This is a genomic window from Desulfotignum balticum DSM 7044, assembly GCF_000421285.1.
Classification (GTDB): Bacteria; Desulfobacterota; Desulfobacteria; order Desulfobacterales; family Desulfobacteraceae; genus Desulfotignum; species Desulfotignum balticum.
In genome coordinates, this window is sequence record NZ_ATWO01000001.1 from 2712881 (window position 1) to 2730643 (window position 17763).

The following is a 17763-nucleotide window of genomic DNA, read 5'->3' on the forward strand; positions in this document are numbered from 1 at the left end:
TTCTTTGGTTCAAAATTAAAAGCTTGTGATTATATCGACTCCATGGCATAAAAACAAGATGCAGATCGTTCAGACACAGTTTACGGTGGATCAGCTTGTCCTGAAAGGAGAGCTGTTTTTACCGGATACACCCCGGGCCCCTGTGGTGGTGGGATCCCACGGGTTGGAAGGCAGCCGGTTTTCCACCAAACAGCAGGTGCTGTCCCGGTTGCTGCCGGAAAACGGCATGGCTTTTTTTCGATTCGATCACCGGGGTTGCGGGGACAGCCAGGGCGATTTTGTTTGGGAGACCTCCCTTGAGAAACGTACCCGGGATTTTCTGGCGGCCGTGGCCCATGTGAAAGATCTGAACAAAACCGGACCTCAGCTGGGTGTATTTGGTTCCTCCATGGGCGGGGCCACCTGCATCAATGCCTGGCAGACCCTGGAGAACGCTTTTGGCCGCCTGAGCGGGGGGGTGCTGTGTGCGGCCCCGCTGAAAAGCCGGACCATTCACAATATTCCCACCCGGGCCACCGAAACGAGACCGGCCCTGCCCCTGGCGTTTTTTGAAAAAAACCTGTTGTTTGACCTGACAGACAAAGCCTTTTCACTCCATCATGTGCTTGTTTTTCATGGAGATGCAGACCGGATCGTCCCCGTGGAAAACGCCCGGATCCTGCTGGAAACCATGCAGTCTCCCAAACACATCATCATTCAGAAATACGGGGATCACTCCATGTCAGCGCCCCGGGATCAGGCGGAATTTGAAACAAAAGCCCTGGCCTGGTTTACGCAGATATTTCGCCTGTCAGATGCCGCCTGAGCAGTTCCAGGGCCATGGCGGCAAAAATTTTCTTGTTTTTTTCCCGGTCATCAAATTTGAACTCAAATTTTTTTGCCAAAGCAAGACCACCGGGACCGGCCAGCCCGATGCACACAGTGCCCACCTGTTTCAGTGTCGGCCCCCCGCCGGGCCCGGCAATACCGGTGGTGGAAACGGCCCAGTCCGATCCCGCCACCTGCCTTGCCCCAACGGCCATTTCCAGGGCCGTATTTTCATGCACGGCCCCGCAGGTATCAAGGGTTTGGGGATTGACCCCCAGCACCTTGATTTTGGCGGAATTGGCATAGGTGACCGCAGACAGTAAAAAATAATCCGAACTGCCCGGCACCTGGGTGATCAAATGGGCAATCAGTCCGCCGGTGCAGGATTCCGCCACAGCCAGGGTCTGGCCTTTCCGGGCCAGGCATTGCCCCACTTCCGCTTCCAGAGACAGGCCGGTCATAGACACCACTTTGCTGCCCAGCTGCCGGGCCACCCATTGTCCGGCCTGAGCCAGAACAGTTTCCGCTTCTTTGCCGGCTTCATCCGCATCACGGACCAGCTTGACTTCAATCACGGGAAAACTGGCCCTGAATCCCAGACGGATGCCTGGGAACAGGTCTTCAAACCCGGTCAGCAGCGTGCCCACCCGGGATTCATGAAGCCCGAACACGGTGAACCGCCGGATAAGCAGCCGGGTCTGTTTGCCTTGAATGGCTTCAATGCGGGGAACCACACACGCATCCATCATCTGTTTCATTTCAGACGGCACCCCGGGCATGCAGAAGAACCAGCACTGGTTGAGCTGAAATGAAAATCCCGGCGCAGTGCCATGTGTATTTTCCAGTACCTGGGCTGAATCCGGCAGCCAGGCCTGTTTTTCATTGTCCGGGGTCAATTCAAATCCCCGGCGGTCAAAATAGGTTTTCATGGATGCCAGGGCCGTGGGGTTCAAGATCAAAGACGCTTCCAACGCCTCTGCACAGGCCTGTGCCGTGATATCATCCCGGGTGGGCCCCAGCCCGCCCGTGACCAGACAGATCCTGGCCCGCCGGGAAATGGCCAGCACTGTTTTGCAGACCGCGTCCACATCATCGCCTTTGACCGTGATCTGGGACACCCGGATGCCCATCTGTTTGAGCCGGTCACATAAAAACGCACTGTTGGTGTCCACCAGATCTCCCAGCAGCACCTCATCTCCGGTGGAAAGAATTTCAGCTGTCATTGTTGCATCCTTGACTTGATATGCGTGGATCCGGCCTGTTCTGACTGCCAGTCCGGATTGAAAAACATGGCATGGTTGGCGGAAAAAAAGGCCGGATTTTTTCGAAACCCGGATCCGACGGCCAACTGTTTCTTAAACGTTTTATCCAGAAACTGCTTCACCTGTTTTCTGTCCCACCCGGCCGGATGGACAAAATTCAGGTATAACGACAGATCGCCCTGGTAAAACTCTCTGGTTTCAAGGTCTCTGGCTTCTTCGCTGAACCGGGGCAGATTAAACACCGCCAGGTTCAGATAGTCAATATATTGCGCATGGGCCCGGGTGAAAGCCAGGGTGGTGTGCGCGGAAGACCGGTCTTCAAACTGGGTGCCGAACAGCAGATACACATAGGTAAAAATGCCCACATGGTGCAGGTTTTCCAGAATACGGGACACCAGATCCAGGCGGGTGCCTTTGTTCATCCGGTCCAAAACAGCCTGATCTCCGGACTCCAGACCCAGCTTGAGCATCAAGCATCCGCTGCGTTTGAGCTGACGGCAGAACGTGAGGTCTGCCAGATCTTTTTCAAACCGCACAAACCCGTACCAGGTGAACGGTACTCTGGGGCCGGTTCGGGCCAGGGCCCGCAAAAATGCCGGGGTCATGGCATCATCGATAAAATGCATGGTATCCGGCTGAAACCGATGTGCCAGCGCCAGTGTGTCCGCCAGCACCCGGGAGGGCCGCTGGGTGCTGTAGGCATGGGTTTCCGCTTTTTCAGGACAGAACCGGCATTTGCGCCAGTAGCACCCGATGGTGGTTCTGAAGGGCAGTACCCGGGCCGGCGATATATACCCGGCCTTGTCGGCAAACTCAAAATCCGGCACATAATGACGTTTTGTGGTACCGTGTTTTCCTAAAAGATCCAGCAGCGGGATTTCTCCTTCTCCGGCAATCATGTGATCGATGAGTCCGGAAAACGGATGATTGAAATCCGGCCGGCTCATCCAGGAAGACACCAGGCCCCCGCCCATGACGATTTTTTTGTCCGGAAAATTCTTCCGGATCCACCCGGCCAGCGCAAAGCTGACCAGGGCCTGGTTCAGGTAACACAAAGAGATCCCCACCCAGGGCGAGTCCCATTGGGATATTACGGGTTTGAGCTGGTCTTCAAAAAAGGAAAAAAACGGATTGAACCGGCAGGTGTCCGCACTTTTGATCAGATCCCGGCTGCGCAACGGGCTCAGTTGACGGTCGGTGTAATCACTCAACGTCACCTTGAACCGGGTGGTATCCACGGCAAGAGACAGCAGTTTGTTCAAATCATACACCCGCTGGTGGTACCGGTCTTCATTGGTGTAAAGCCCCGGATCCTGAAGGTCTGCCAGGATGGCATCCCGGTTTTTCAGGGCCCGGGCCGACCAGGAATCGGTTGCCGTCAAATTTTGCCGGATCAGGTAATGAAACCCCTGAATATTGGCATCTGACACGCAGCACTCAATATTGTTTTCCTGAAGCGCGGCAGCCAGGTACGCCACCCCGGCCGGGGGTTCACAGGGTTTGGCCACCGGAGGAAACAATAATAACATCAGCACGTGTCCTAAATGTAAGTTACAATAATATTGCGTTATATCCGGCGTGCTTGTACCATATTTTGATCAAAATCCCCAAATAAAAAATCCCGGGCATTTTTTGTTTCTACAAACAGAAACATTTACCTTGACAACCTGACATAAATCATTTAATTTTTCCGTCATTTGACACATTTTAAAACAGGACGGCTTCTCAATGATTTTATCCAGATTTCCAGACAAACGCCGGTTCAAGGAACTGGCCGAAACCTGCAATGTGGTTCCCGTGTGCATCCGGATCCTGGCCGACACCCACACACCGGTCTCAGTGCTTGATAAATGCCGTGCCCTGGGAACCCAATGTTTTCTGCTGGAAAGTGTGGAAGGGGGGGAACGATGGGCCAGATACAGTTTTTTAGGGATCCGGCCCCACGGAAGTGTGCAGGTGTTTTCCGATCATGTCTCACACATCACCGGTACCGGCACTTCAGAAGAAAACTGCCAATCCATTGCCCACAACAATGATCCTTTATCCGTGATCCGGAAGATCATACAGACATATCATCCGGCCTCCATGCCGGAACTTCCCCGTTTCTGGACCGGGCTTACCGGATATGTCACCTATGAAATGGTGTCTTTTTTTGAAAATATCCCCGTGTCCCTGCCCGAGTCTGATCCGTACGCCCATTTTATCATTCCGGATCAGATGATTATTTTTGACAATGTCCAGCAGACCATGACCTGCCTGGGCATCTGTTATCTGGACGAAAAAACCGATGCCGATGCGGCGTATGACAGGGCATATCACGACCTGGTACACCTGCTTGACACGGTAAAGGCCCCGGCATCCACATCTGTGGACACCCGTTGTCCCCCGGTAGATCTTGAACCTTTGATGCCGGCATCCCAATATATGGATGGCGTGAATACCATCAAACATCATATCCGGGAAGGAGACATCTTTCAGGCCGTGTTTTCTCAGCCGTTCTCCTGCACCACCGATCTGGACCCGGTCCGGTTCTACCGGGCCCAGCGGTATATCAACCCGTCTCCGTACATGTTTTTCATGAATTTCGGAGACCGGGTCATTGCCGGATCGTCTCCGGAAACCATGGTACGCCTGGAAAACGGTGTGGCCACCCTCAGACCCATTGCCGGGACCCGGCCCCGGGGAGATACCCGCCAGCAGGATCAGGCCCTGGCAGACGAACTGCTCAAAGATGAAAAAGAAAAGGCCGAACATGTGATGCTCATCGATCTGGGGCGCAACGATCTGGGACGTGTGGCCAAGGCCGGCACGGTCCAGGTGACCGATACCATGGTCATCGAACGCTATTCCCATGTCATGCACCTGGTATCCAATATCACCTGTGACCTGGATTCATCTTACGATGCCCTGGACCTGTTCCGGGCAGCATTCCCGGCCGGCACCCTCACAGGCGCGCCCAAAATCAGGGCCATGGAGATCATTTCAACACTGGAGAATCGTCCCCGCCGCATTTACGGCGGTGCTGCCGGATACATTTCCTTTACCGGAAACATGGATTTCGCCATCACCATCCGCACAGCAGTCATGGAAAACCGGACCCTGACCGTTCAGTCCGGTGCCGGCATTGTGTATGATTCCGATCCTGAAAACGAACTGACAGAATGCATAAACAAGGCAAAAAGCGTGGAATCCGCTCTGAAGCTGGCGCTTTCCCATACGGATCTATCCATCTTACCCCGGGAGACTTTCCATGAACGTGGTCATCATAGATAATTACGATTCCTTTACCTTTAACCTGGTCCACTATCTGCTGCACACCGGCGTATCTGTGACAGTGTTCAGAAACGATAAAATCAGTGTCCGGGAAATCAAAGACATGGCTCCCGGTGCCATTGTCATATCTCCGGGTCCGGGCCGGCCCGAAGACGCAGGCATCTCTGTGGATGTGGTGAAAAAACTGTCCGGAACCATTCCCATTCTGGGCGTGTGTCTGGGGCATCAGGTCATTGCCCAGGCATTCGGCGGCACCATTGTACATGCAAAACAGATCATGCACGGTAAAACCTCCATGGTCACGTCAGATGGCGAGCATGTCTTTGCAGGGCTTGTCCGTCCTTTTTCCGTGATGCGCTATCATTCTTTGGCAGTCCAGGAATCGGATCTGCCGGCTTGCCTTAAAGTCACGGCCCGGGCAGACGATGGTGAAATCATGGGGCTGCGCCACACAGACCATCAGACCCAGGGGGTCCAGTTTCACCCGGAATCCTTTATGACCACTGTGGGAAAACGACTGATTCGCAATTTCATCAAAGGAGCGGCCCAATGACTTTCACCCAATATCTGAACCAGATCATCCGCGGCCAGGACCTGACCCAAGACCAGGCCGCGGAAATGATCACCCATATTTTTTCAGGCAGCATCACTCCGGCCCAGACCGGTGCATTTATGGCGGCCCTGGCCACCAAAGGGGAGTGTTTTGAAGAGCTGGCCGGCGGCGCACTTGCCATGCGCCGCAAAGCACTGCGGGTCCAGACCCTGGATCAAACCGTCATTGATATTGTGGGCACCGGCGGCGACGGCACCAATACTTTCAATGTTTCCACCACAGCGTCGTTTGTGGTGGCCGGCGCAGGCATCACTGTTGCAAAACACGGCAACCGGAGTGTGTCCAGCAAATGTGGGTCCGCCGATGTGCTGGAGGCGCTTGGGATCAATCTGGCAGCTGACCCTGAGATCATTGAAGAGGCCATCAATGAAATCGGCATTGGATTCATGTTCGCTCCCCTGTACCACGGCAGCATGAAATATGCCATGACAGCCCGGAAGGAATGCGGCATCCGCAGCATTTTCAATATGCTGGGCCCATTGACCAATCCCGCGGCAGCGTCCTGTCAGGTGGTGGGTGTTTATGCACCGGCCCTGACGGAAATGTTTGCCAATGCCCTGCATCTGCTGGGTGTCAGACGGGCGTTTGTGGTCCACGGCCATGACGGCATGGATGAAATCACCACCACGGATCTGACCCGGGTATCTGAACTGTCCAACGGTCGGATCAAATCCTATGACCTGGATCCATTGACCTATTTTGACGACTATGCCGATCCTGAAACGCTGCAAGGCGGCGATGCCAAAGAAAACGCAGCCATTCTTACCCGAATCCTGTCCGGTGAGAAAGGCGCCCCCAGAGATATTGTGCTCATCAATGCCGGGGCCGGGCTGGTGGCGGCAAATGCCGCCGCAGATATCAGGCAGGGAATACAGATGGCGGCGGACTCCATTGATTCCGGCCGGGCCATGAAAAAACTGGAGGCATTGGTCCAGTACACCCGGGAGAATGCATAACATGGCTGTCTCCGGATTTTTGAAAACCATGCAGGAAATCAAACAAGCTGAAATTGCCGACCACCGGCGGCGCATGCCGCTGGCTTCCCTGCGGCGGGAAGCGGAAACCCTTGCGGCCCCACCGAATTTTAAAGCGGCCATGGCAGCCGGCACCCCGGCAGACATCGGCATTATTGCGGAAATCAAAAAAGCCTCCCCATCCAAAGGGGATCTGCGCGCGGACCTTGATCCTGCCGCATACGCAAGGATCTATGAAACCGCCGGGGCCCGGGCCATTTCCGTGCTCACGGAATCGGTCTATTTCAAAGGCAGTCTGGCGGATCTTAAAACCGTTTGTACGCACACGGGTTTGCCGGTGCTCAGAAAAGATTTTATCATCCATGAATATCAGATTTATGAAGCCAGGCAAGCCGGAGCCGGGGCTGTATTGATCATCACCACGATGCTGTCTTCGGACCAGCAAAGCGATTTCATTCATCTGGTCAAAGAATTGGACATGGCACCCCTGGTGGAAATATGTTCTGAATGGGAAATGGACCAGGCCCTGACCACCGGGGCGGACATTGTAGGAATCAACAACCGGAACCTGTCTACCCTGGAAGTGGACCCGAATGCAGCCATCCGCATCGCACCGTTGTTTCCCCAAGAGATCATTCCGGTGGCAGCATCCGGTTTTTCCTGTCGCAAAGATATTCAGACAGGCATACACGCCGGCATATTTAATTTTCTGATCGGGGAAAGCATTGTCAAATCAGAAGATCCAGACGTATTTATCCGGTCATTGAAAAACGATGACTGACCGCGATCCTAAATCCCGGCACCCGAAATTCAAGACACTGGTTAAAATCTGCGGGTTGACCGATCCGGACAATGCAGCCGCATGTGCCCAAGCCGGTGCCGATATCATCGGGCTGGTATTTTACCCCAAAAGCCCCCGGCATGTTGAACCGTCCCGGGCCAAGGCGGTGATCCACGCCCTGCCCGCCCATGTACCGGCCTGGGGCGTATTTGTGAATGAAGATCCGGAGGTCATCATAAAAACCGTGCATGCCTGCGGATTAAAAGGGGTACAGCTGCATGGACAGGAACCCCCGGGCCTTATTACCGCTTTAAAAAACCAGCATCTCACCGTTATCAAAGCCGTGTTTGCCTCCCGGACTCCCGGCATAGATACGATTGACACCTGGTATGAGGCAGCTGATTTTTTTCTGGTGGAATGCGGACAAGGCACCCTGCCCGGAGGAAACGCAAAAACCTGGGATTATCGTCAGGTTCGGAAAACAGCCCGCAAACATCCCGTGATCCTGGCCGGCGGTCTGTGCTGTGACAATATTGACCAGGCTTTGGCTCAAGCAGATCCCACAGGCGTTGATGTGTCATCCGGTGTGGAATCATCGCCGGGAATCAAAGATGTAGACAAGGTGACTGAATTGATCCGACGCGTCAAAAACAAAAAACCCTGATCATTTTCTGATTCAACCAAAACGCAAAAAGCCCTGACCGTTAATAACGATCAGGGCTTTTTGATAAATAATCCGGCAGTGTCCTACTCTCCCACACAGTCACCCATGCAGTACCATCGGCGCTAAAGAGCTTAACTTCCGTGTTCGAGATGGGAACGGGTGTGACCTCTTTGCTCTAACCACCGGATTAAGGGGGTGTTGGATCCGGAACGTTTGATGGGGTAAGGGCGCTTTGCGCGGCTTTGTTCCATAGATCCAAAAATCTGTTGCAGTAAGATATGTGTTCACATGAAAGCGTTTAAACCTGTGAGTGAAAAAAAAGTGGCTAAGCCTCACGACCTATTAGTACCGGTTAGCTCAACATGTTGCCATGCTTACACACCCGGCCTATCAACCTTGTAGTCTTCAAGGGGTCTTCAGTCACTTGCGTGATGGGATATCTAATCTTGGAGTTGGCTTCCCGCTTAGATGCTTTCAGCGGTTATCCTTGCCCAACTTGGCTACCCAGCAATGCCCCTGGCGGAACAACTGGAACACCATTGGTTGGTCCATTCCGGTCCTCTCGTACTAGGAAAAGATCTCCTCAAATATCCTGCGCCCACGAAAGATAGGGACCAAACTGTCTCACGACGTTTTAAACCCAGCTCACGTACCACTTTAATCGGCGAACAGCCGAACCCTTGGGACCTGCTCCAGCCCCAGGATGTGATGAGCCGACATCGAGGTGCCAAACCGCCCCGTCGATGTGAACTCTTGGGGGCGATAAGCCTGTTATCCCCGGCGTACCTTTTATCCGTTGAGCGACGGCCCTTCCATTCAGAACCGCCGGATCACTAAGACCTACTTTCGTACCTGCTCGAAATGTCTCTCTCGCAGTCAAGCTCCCTTATGCCTTTGCACTCTGCGGCTGGTTTCCAATCAGCCTGAGGGAACCTTCGCGCGCCTCCGTTACTCTTTGGGAGGCGACCGCCCCAGTCAAACTACCCACCAGACACTGTCCTCAATCCGGGTTACGGACCTAAGTTAGAACACTGAAACATAAAGGGTGGTATTTCAAGGGTGACTCCACAAACACTGGCGTGCCTGCTTCCAAGTCTCCCACCTATCCTGCACATCATGTCCCAAAATCCAATGTCAAGCTGTAGTAAAGGTGCCGGGGTCTTTCCGTCTTTTCGCGGGTAGACGGTATCTTCACCGCCATTCCAATTTCGCTGAGTCCCTGGTTGAGACAGTGTGGAAGTCGTTACGCCATTCGTGCAGGTCGGAACTTACCCGACAAGGAATTTCGCTACCTTAGGACCGTTATAGTTACGGCCGCCGTTTACCGGGGCTTCGGTTCAGTGCTTCGCCTTGCGGCTAACAAATCCCCTTAACCTTCCGGCACCGGGCAGGCGTCAGACCCTATACCTCGTCTTACGACTTTGCAGAGTCCTATGTTTTTAGTAAACAGTCGCTACCACCATTTCTCTGCGGCCCCCCACAGCTCATATAGAATTATAATCACCATCAGGGGCATACCTTCTCCCGAAGTTACGGTATGATTTTGCCGAGTTCCTTAACCAGAGTTCTCTCAAGCGCCTTAGGATACTCTCCTTGCCTACCTGTGTCGGTTTACGGTACGATCACCTGTTATCTCGATAGAGGCTTTTCTTGGCAGCATGGGTGCAGTCAGTTTATGGGTCAAAGACCCTCCTCATCACTTCTCGGCCTTAAAAAATCCCGGATTTGCCTGGGATTTAAGCCTACCGGCTTGAACCGCCTATTCCAACAGACGGATGACCTGCCCTCCTGCGTCCCCCCTTCTCTCAAACGACAACGAGGTGGTACAGGAATATTAACCTGTTTTCCATCGACTACGCCTCTCGGCCTCGCCTTAGGGATCGACTAACCCTGAGCAGATTAGCTTTACTCAGGAAACCTTGGGCTTTCGGCGAGCGGGCCTCTCACCCGCTTTATCGCTACTCATGTCAGCATGGTCTCTTGTGTCACCTCCACACACCCTCACAGGTGCGATTCTATGACAACACAATGCTCTCCTACCGATGTATAAATACATCCCGCAGCTTCGGTACTATGCTTTAGCCCCGATACATTTTCGGCGCAGATCCACTCGACCAGTGAGCTGTTACGCTTTCTTTAAAGGATGGCTGCTTCTAAGCCAACCTCCTGGTTGTCTGGGCATTCCCACATCCTTCTCCACTTAGCATAGATTTGGGGACCTTAGCTGGCGGTCCGGGTTGTTTCCCTCTCGTCCGCGGAACTTAGCTCCCGCGGGCTGACTCCCGTACTTTAACTTACCGGTATTCGGAGTTTGGTTAGGTTTGGTAATCTGGTGAGACCCCTAGCCCATCCAGTGCTCTACCTCCGGTAAGAAACATACGAGGCTATACCTAAATATATTTCGGAGAGAACCAGCTATCTCCAGGTTTGTTTGGCCTTTCACCCCTATCCACACCTCATCCGAACAGTTTTTAACCTGTATCGGTTCGGGCCTCCACACCATTTTACTGGCGCTTCACCCTGGACATGGATAGATCACCTGGTTTCGGGTCTACTCAATGCAACTGATCGCCCTGTTCAGACTCGCTTTCGCTTCGGCTACACCTATCGGCTTAACCTGGCTGCATTAAGTAACTCGCTGACTCATTATGCAAAAGGCACGCGGTCACACTTGCAATGCAAATGCTCCCACTGCTTGTAAGCAAACGGTTTCAGGTACTATTTCACTCCCCTAACAGGGGTTCTTTTCACCTTTCCCTCACGGTACTGGTACACTATCGGTTGTCAAGTCGTATTTAGCCTTATGAGATGGTCCTCACAAATTCCCACAGAATTTCTCGTGTTCCGCAGTACTTGGGAGTACGATAAGAGAGATCGATTGCTTTTGCTTACAGGACTGTCACCTTCTATGGTGAAGCTTTCCAGCTTCTTCAACTAACAATTGATTTTATCACTCTCCGCAGGTTCCGAAACACCTGCAAATCATATCCCGCGACCCCAATTACGCAACGCTTTCGGGCTTGACACGTAATCGGTTTGGGCTGGTTCCCTTTCGCTCGCCGCTACTCGGAAAATCGTTTTTACTTTCTACTCCTGGGGGTACTAAGATGTTTCAGTTCTCCCCGTTACCCTCCCTGAACTATGTATTCATTCAGGGATGACACGGTATTAACCATGCCGGGTTTCCCCATTCAGACATCTCCGGATCAAAGGGTGTTCAGCCCCTCCCCGAAGCTTATCGCAGCTGTCCACGTCTTTCTTCGTCACTTGACACCAAGGCATCCACCGTTTGCCCTTAGTAGCTTAGCCACTATTTCCACAAATAAGTTTAAACGCTTTGATGCGAACACATTGCCTTTCGGCAATGTCCTGACTGATCTCGATCAACATCAAAATCAATCGGTTATTTTCTTACTACAACAAATTGTCAAAGATCATCTGAGGTTTTTAATCCCTCAAAATTGGCCAGTGATGCCGTTTAAAGCGCTTTAATTTACTTTCCTTAGAAAGGAGGTGATCCAGCCGCTGATTCCTCAACGGCTACCTTGTTACGACTTCACCCCAGTTATCAACCATACCTTAGGCGCCTGCCTCTGCCCAATCTATAAAGAAAGGGAAGTTAGCCCGGCGACGTCGGGTATAATCAACTTCCATGGTGTGACGGGCGGTGTGTACAAGGCCCGGGAACATATTCACCGCGGCATGCTGATCCGCGATTACTAGCGATTCCAACTTCATGGAGTCGAGTTGCAGACTCCAATCCGGACTGAGATAGGCTTTGAGGATTCGCTCACCCTCGCGGGTTCGCTGCCCTTTGTACCTACCATTGTAGCACGTGTGTAGCCCTGGATATAAGGGCCATGAGGACTTGACGTCATCCCCACCTTCCTCCCCGTTAACCGGGGCAGTCTCGCCAGAGTTCCCGCCATTACGCGCTGGCAACTGACGATAAGGGTTGCGCTCGTTGCTGGACTTAACCAAACATCTCACGACACGAGCTGACGACAGCCATGCAGCACCTGTCTCTGTGCTCCCGAAGGCACTCTTCAATCTCTTGAAGATTCACAGGATGTCAAACCCAGGTAAGGTTCTTCGCGTTGCGTCGAATTAAACCACATGCTCCACCGCTTGTGCGGGCCCCCGTCAATTCCTTTGAGTTTTAGTCTTGCGACCGTACTTCCCAGGCGGTTCACTTAATGCGTTAGCTGCGGCACAGCAGATTTTAATATCCGCTACACCTAGTGAACATCGTTTACTGCGTGGACTACCAGGGTATCTAATCCTGTTCGCTACCCACGCCTTCGCGCCTCAGCGTCAGTATCGGTCCAGAAAGCTGCCTTCGCCATCGGTGTTCCTCCTGATATCTACGAATTTCACCTCTACACCAGGAATTCCGCTTTCCTCTCCCGTACTCAAGTTCTGCTGTTTCAAATGCACTTCCAGGGTTGAGCCCCGGGCTTTCACATCTGACCGACAGAACCGCCTACGCGCCCTTTACGCCCAATAATTCCGAATAACGCTTGCGCCCCCCGTGTTACCGCGGCTGCTGGCACGGAGTTAGCCGGCGCTTCCTCCACTGGTACCGTCAATGCTATCATTTATTAAACAATAACAACTTCTTCCCAGTTGACAGAGCTTTACGACCCAAGGGCCTTCTTCACTCACGCGGCGTTGCTGCGTCAGGGTTTCCCCCATTGCGCAAAATTCCTCACTGCTGCCTCCCGTAGGAGTCTGGACCGTGTTCCAGTTCCAGTGTGACTGATCATCCTCTCAGACCAGCTAACCATCGCAGCCTTGGTAGGCTTTTACCCCACCAACAAGCTAATGGTACGCAAACTCATCTCCAAACAATTGCTTTCAAGAAGAGGCAATCTTTCATCTCAGTACTTGTGTACTGAAACTGCATCCGGTATTAGCCATCCTTTCGAAGGGTTATCCCGGGCTTGAAGGTAGATTATCTACGTGTTACTCACCCGTGCGCCACTCTACTCAGGATTGCAAGCAATCCCTTTCTCGTTCGACTTGCATGTGTTAAGCACGCCGCCAGCGTTCATTCTGAGCCAGGATCAAACTCTCCAGTTAAATCCTTTAACTACAAACTCGTTAAGGTCTTGTTTTAGACCCGCTTCAAACTTTATCACTGACCAATTTTCAAAGATCAAAACCTGCTTCTTTTTCAGGGAATTTTTTACTTCAGTATCCCTTCAAGAGAACTCACACAGACTACATGAGAACCAAACATTTGTCAAACAGTTTTTTAGCCTAAGTCATCTTTTTTCAGCACCAGGCCGGCCGGCAGTTTTTCTCCGAACTGAATATTCTGATCTGCCGGCGCCCGCACCGTCTTTTCCTGCACCATTTTTATCAAAGACGGCTTTGCCGACCGCTTTTCAAGCCATGCCGCCACCTTCTGCGCTGAATCCGGATCCAGATCCCGGGTCCGGTCACCGGTTTTCATGGCCATCTGGGCCACCGGAACATCCACGTTATCCTGCCGGGTCCAGCTGCGTTTCATGAGCTGCTGAATCCAGCGGCCCGCCTCTACCGGCGGCACCACCCGGTCCACAGACCCGTACAACAGATCCCGAGCCCCGAAACGGGCCAGGGTCCACAACAGCCGGTCCTGGGTTTTGCCGGGCTTGACCTGAGGGATCAACGCTTTTGCCAGAGCGACTTTATCCTTTACCAGCAGCCGTTCCAGGTTGCCGGCCGTCATCCAAACCTCGGTCATCTCCTGGGGCGGCAGTTTAATTTTCTGTTTGATCAGAATGGTTGCAATATCCTGGAAAAACTGCCGCTGCTGCCCGGCTTTAAGCCCGGCGGCGATCCGCCGGATAAAAATCCACCACTCCAGCCGGTTTTGCGGCGCCTTGTCAAATGTCAGGCCGGCCAGGTACACCTTCCACAATTTTCTGATCCGGTCCCCATCAAATGCATCCCCGAATCCCGGCCGCATGCAGAAACCGGTCAGATTCAGCCATCGGGCTTCATGATCGGCAGATTTGTGCCGTTCCGGCTCCAGGTCAATAAGCTGATCTGCCAGGGACCGCAAAAAAGACAACGGCCAGTTCGCCCGGGTCTGTTCCACCAGGGCTTCGATCTGTTTGCCTGCAGACGCCAGGTTGACTGCCTTTGGATCGGAAAACAGATCTGCCAGACATCGGCAGGCGGTTTTGATCACGGCTTCATCATACACTTCCGTTTCAGCGGTATCCAGAGACTTTTCACCGGCGTCCCTGAGCTGAAACTGCAGTTTCCACCGGTGATCACTCACCCGGGAATGACAATACATGGACAGGCTGCCCATTTCCGTGTATTCCGCCCCCAGAGTGACGGGAATGGTTTTCTTGTCCCCGGTTTTTCCAAAACGGATAATGGTCTGAATCGGGGGCATGGGGGTCAGGGTATCGTCGATGGGCAGGAGGTTCCCTGCCGTATCACCGGACCGGAAACTGGAGCTGTACACATCAAAACTCACGGGTTCATTGGCTCTGACCTCAAATGCCATCTGGGGCAGATCAATGGCGGCACCTTCGTCCAGTCCCCGCTCCACCAGGCAGATCGCTTTTTTCTCTGAATCCGATGCCGTTCCCACACCCAGGTAATAACTTCTCGGGCTGCCGGATCCCACCCGCACCCCAATCCCCTGCTTGACCAGACCGTAATAGGATGCCCCGATGCCCACGGCCAGTTCCGGACGGTTGTTTTCAAGGGTGGTTGGCCGGGTGGCATCTTTGGCCTTGAACCAGCGGCGGATGGCTTCTTTGATCCGGAACTGAACCAGCACCGGCTTAAGGGTCCCGCCGTTGAACAATATAAACTCCGGCAGTGGTTCATCTTTTCCCAGGGCCTGCCTGACATTGTCCCGGTGTTTTTCCAGAAACCGGATGATATGCCGGGTCACGGCCGGCTCTTTTTCAAACGGCAGGCCAAAGTCCGCTACTTCCCTGTCCACTTCTGTTTCTCTGATATCAGCCGAATCCACATCCGGATAAAACCGGGACCGCAGTACATTCTCCACTTCCCCCCGGGTCAGATCCGCTGCCAGGGTCCCGGAAATCAAGGCCCGGCCCTCGCCTTTAATAGTGATACGTACCGATTTTTCCCGATTTTCAAGAATCTGTTCCTTGGCCTGCCGGCACTGGTGGCACAAGGTTTTCCATTTATCCGGGGTCAGGGAGGTGTCGGATTTGAACTTGGCTTCCACAATCTTTGCCAGGGACAGATCGATATTGTCCCCGCCTAAAATCAGGTGGTCTCCCACGGCCAGACGCTCGAACCGGGGGCTGCCCTGGTCTCCGGCTTTCAGGGAAATCAGGCTGAAGTCCGTGGTGCCGCCGCCCACATCACACACCAGAATCAGGTCATTCTCGCCCACCTGCTGATCCCAGTCAGATTCATGCAGAATCAGCCAGCTGTAAAATGCAGCCAGCGGTTCCTCCAGCAGGGTGACGGCCCGGGACAGCCCGGCTTTTTCAATGGCAGCCATGGTCAGGTCCCGGGCCTCTTCATTGAACGATGCCGGCACCGTGATCACCACAAACTGGTTTTCCATGAAACTGTCTTCATCTTTGACAAAATGATTCCACGCAGACCGCATATGAGTCAGGTATTCCGCTGTGGCATCCACGGGAGAAATTTTTTCAACCCCGGAACTGCCCCAGGGCAGAATTCGGGCGTTCCGGTCCGCGCCCCCGTGGCACAGCCAGCTTTTGGCGGACGACACCAGGCGCGAAGGGATCTTGGCGCCGTGATCCCTTGCAAACATGCCGGCAAACAGGTCTTCTCTTTTTTTCCAGGGGTGTTTCAGCCCTTCTTTGGAGATATCATATTCCCCGGGGATATACAGAAATGACGGCAGGACCGGCATTTTTGAAAATTCCCCCAAACCCGTGAGCTGGGGCACCTGAAACACCTTGATCCACTGGTTTTTATCCACAGGATCCGGGCGTTTTCTGCCGCCGGTGCCGGCCATGGCCTCTTTCAGCCCGGCCACATCCACATATGACACCGCACAATTGGTGGTGCCCAGATCAATGCCGATAATATATTGTGTGTCCTGAAAATCCATCAACTGCCGGCCTTGATTTCAATTTCCGCAGGCGTGATCACGGACGCATCCCTGATATCCGCCAGCCGGGGAATCTCTTTTTTGCCGGCTTTCCATCCCGGATGTCTGACAATTCCTTCAAAGGGCGGTTCTCCGGTCACATTTCCCACCAGGGTGATGGCGTTCATGTCAAACCCGGGCGCCACCGTGTAAGTTTCTCCTTCATTGGCATTCACCACCGGCCGGGGATCAATATATTTTTTCACGGCCTGTTTGCAGTCCGCCTGAATACTGCGCACGGCCGCACCGATCTGTTCGTCGGAATACTGCTTCAAATCTTCATCAAAAAAATCCAGAAGCCGCCCTTCCCGCTGAAGCACAGACAATGTATGCAAAAACAGCCGATGTTTGCGTTCCTGTTCGATTTTCTGGTCCAGAAAATCTTTTTTCCCGGAGGTGGCGGACGGTTTTTTGGTTGGTTCCAACTGCTTGAACTCCCTGAAAACCGGGGCCATGCCCATCCGCAGCACCAGCCAGAGAATCCAGCCTCCCACCAGCAGAACACCGGCCATTACCGGCAGGACCCATCCCGCAAATTCGGCCTGGCCCCATGTCAGAACCTGCACCAGGGTTTCCAATATCCGCTCATTTTCCGGCCCGGTGCCAAAATCAGTGCCGGCACGTCCCAGGGCATAAAACAGACCCGCCCCCGCACCTGCCGCCACTGCCAGCATAAACAAAGTAATTATCCAGAAAGATCTGCGCTGATATTGTTTGAATTTATCCACGGTCTCACCCATTTGTTGGTTTCATTTTTTCCAATAAAAAAACCATGCTGTGTGTTACAACATGGTTTTCCGGTAATCATACAAAATTCACCTGAACCAGGCAATGTTTTTTTAAAGCAAAGGAATCAGAGAAGGTACGGCTCAGGTTTTTATCATTCGTCCTTAACGATGATCCGCTCTTTGTTGGTTTCAAATGTTTTTTCGCCCACCCCTTTCACCTTCATAATATCCTCGGGTACCTGAAAAGGCTTATTCTGCCGGTATTCAATGATTCTGTCCGCCAGGGCATCGCCAATGAATTTAAGTGACACCAATTGTTCCTTGTCTGCCGTATTGATGTTGACCTTGTCATATCCTGAAACCGCAGGCACAAAAAAGCCCAGCACAAGCAGTCCGATCAATGCGATTTTTAATCTGTTTTTTGATATTGATCTGCGTAAATCAATCATAAGAATCCTCCTAAGATTAAAGAAAAATTGGAATATCCCTGATTCCTTGACTTTTTCATGCCGGAACAATTCAGAAACAGATACAAGAGCTGAGAGACGCGC

At 52.9% G+C, this 17763-nt stretch carries 11 protein-coding genes and 3 rRNA genes; 6 read left to right on the plus strand and 8 right to left on the minus strand.

The window, feature by feature from the left end; genetic code table 11:
• Positions 1–58: 58 nt before the first annotated feature.
• On the plus strand, positions 59–805 hold the full coding sequence (locus K365_RS0113520; RefSeq protein ID WP_024334997.1) for an alpha/beta hydrolase: 747 nt from the start codon (positions 59–61) through the stop codon (positions 803–805).
• Here K365_RS0113520 and K365_RS0113525 read toward each other — a convergent pair.
• Both K365_RS0113525 and K365_RS0113530 read right to left on the minus strand, forming a co-directional pair.
• The gene (locus K365_RS0113525) at positions 771–2030 is read right to left on the minus strand and encodes a CinA family nicotinamide mononucleotide deamidase-related protein (protein WP_024334998.1); all 1260 of its coding nucleotides are present in this window, start codon (positions 2028–2030) and stop codon (positions 771–773) included. The genes K365_RS0113520 and K365_RS0113525 overlap by 35 nt on opposite strands.
• Complete coding sequence (locus K365_RS0113530) at positions 2027–3598, minus strand: B12-binding domain-containing radical SAM protein (protein ID WP_024334999.1); 1572 nt, start codon at positions 3596–3598, stop codon at positions 2027–2029. Before K365_RS0113530 ends, K365_RS0113525 begins: the two co-directional genes overlap by 4 nt.
• Before the next feature lie 199 nt (positions 3599–3797).
• Between K365_RS0113530 and K365_RS0113540 the strand changes: the two genes are divergently transcribed.
• Genes K365_RS0113540 through K365_RS0113560 form a run of 5 tightly spaced genes read left to right on the plus strand, consistent with a single transcriptional unit; the run spans position 3798 to position 8374 of the window.
• On the plus strand, positions 3798–5342 hold the full coding sequence (locus K365_RS0113540) for an anthranilate synthase component I family protein (RefSeq protein WP_024335000.1): 1545 nt from the start codon (positions 3798–3800) through the stop codon (positions 5340–5342).
• A complete protein-coding gene (locus tag K365_RS0113545; RefSeq protein ID WP_006964794.1) occupies positions 5320–5895 on the plus strand; it encodes an anthranilate synthase component II in 576 nt (191 codons plus the stop codon). The genes K365_RS0113540 and K365_RS0113545 overlap by 23 nt, the downstream gene beginning before the upstream one ends.
• Positions 5892–6911, plus strand: a complete 1020-nt coding sequence (trpD, locus tag K365_RS0113550) for an anthranilate phosphoribosyltransferase (protein WP_024335001.1) — start codon at positions 5892–5894, stop codon at positions 6909–6911. Before K365_RS0113545 ends, trpD begins: the two co-directional genes overlap by 4 nt.
• A 1-nt stretch (position 6912) precedes the next feature.
• Positions 6913–7710, plus strand: coding sequence for an indole-3-glycerol phosphate synthase TrpC (gene trpC / locus K365_RS0113555; protein WP_024335002.1), 798 nt, complete (start codon positions 6913–6915; stop codon positions 7708–7710).
• The gene (locus tag K365_RS0113560; protein ID WP_006964791.1) at positions 7703–8374 is read left to right on the plus strand and encodes a phosphoribosylanthranilate isomerase; all 672 of its coding nucleotides are present in this window, start codon (positions 7703–7705) and stop codon (positions 8372–8374) included. The genes trpC and K365_RS0113560 overlap by 8 nt, the downstream gene beginning before the upstream one ends.
• A gap of 70 nt (positions 8375–8444) precedes the next feature.
• Here K365_RS0113560 and rrf read toward each other — a convergent pair.
• From rrf to K365_RS0113595, 6 genes are all read right to left on the minus strand, one after another.
• Positions 8445–8561, minus strand: a 5S ribosomal RNA gene (rrf, locus tag K365_RS0113565).
• A 134-nt stretch (positions 8562–8695) separates the two neighbouring features.
• Positions 8696–11683, minus strand: a 23S ribosomal RNA gene (locus K365_RS0113570).
• Positions 11684–11880: 197 nt separating this feature from the next.
• Positions 11881–13456, minus strand: a 16S ribosomal RNA gene (locus tag K365_RS25780).
• The 16S, 23S and 5S rRNA genes sit together here, the layout of an rRNA operon.
• Before the next feature lie 175 nt (positions 13457–13631).
• On the minus strand, positions 13632–16445 hold the full coding sequence (locus K365_RS0113585; protein WP_024335003.1) for an Hsp70 family protein: 2814 nt from the start codon (positions 16443–16445) through the stop codon (positions 13632–13634).
• Positions 16445–17224 (minus strand): DUF2760 domain-containing protein, encoded by a 780-nt coding sequence (locus tag K365_RS0113590; RefSeq protein WP_245569175.1) that lies wholly within the window; start codon positions 17222–17224, stop codon positions 16445–16447. Before K365_RS0113590 ends, K365_RS0113585 begins: the two co-directional genes overlap by 1 nt.
• Positions 17225–17364: 140 nt before the next feature.
• On the minus strand, positions 17365–17661 hold the full coding sequence (locus K365_RS0113595; protein WP_051147851.1) for a ComEA family DNA-binding protein: 297 nt from the start codon (positions 17659–17661) through the stop codon (positions 17365–17367).
• Positions 17662–17763 lie beyond the last annotated feature (102 nt).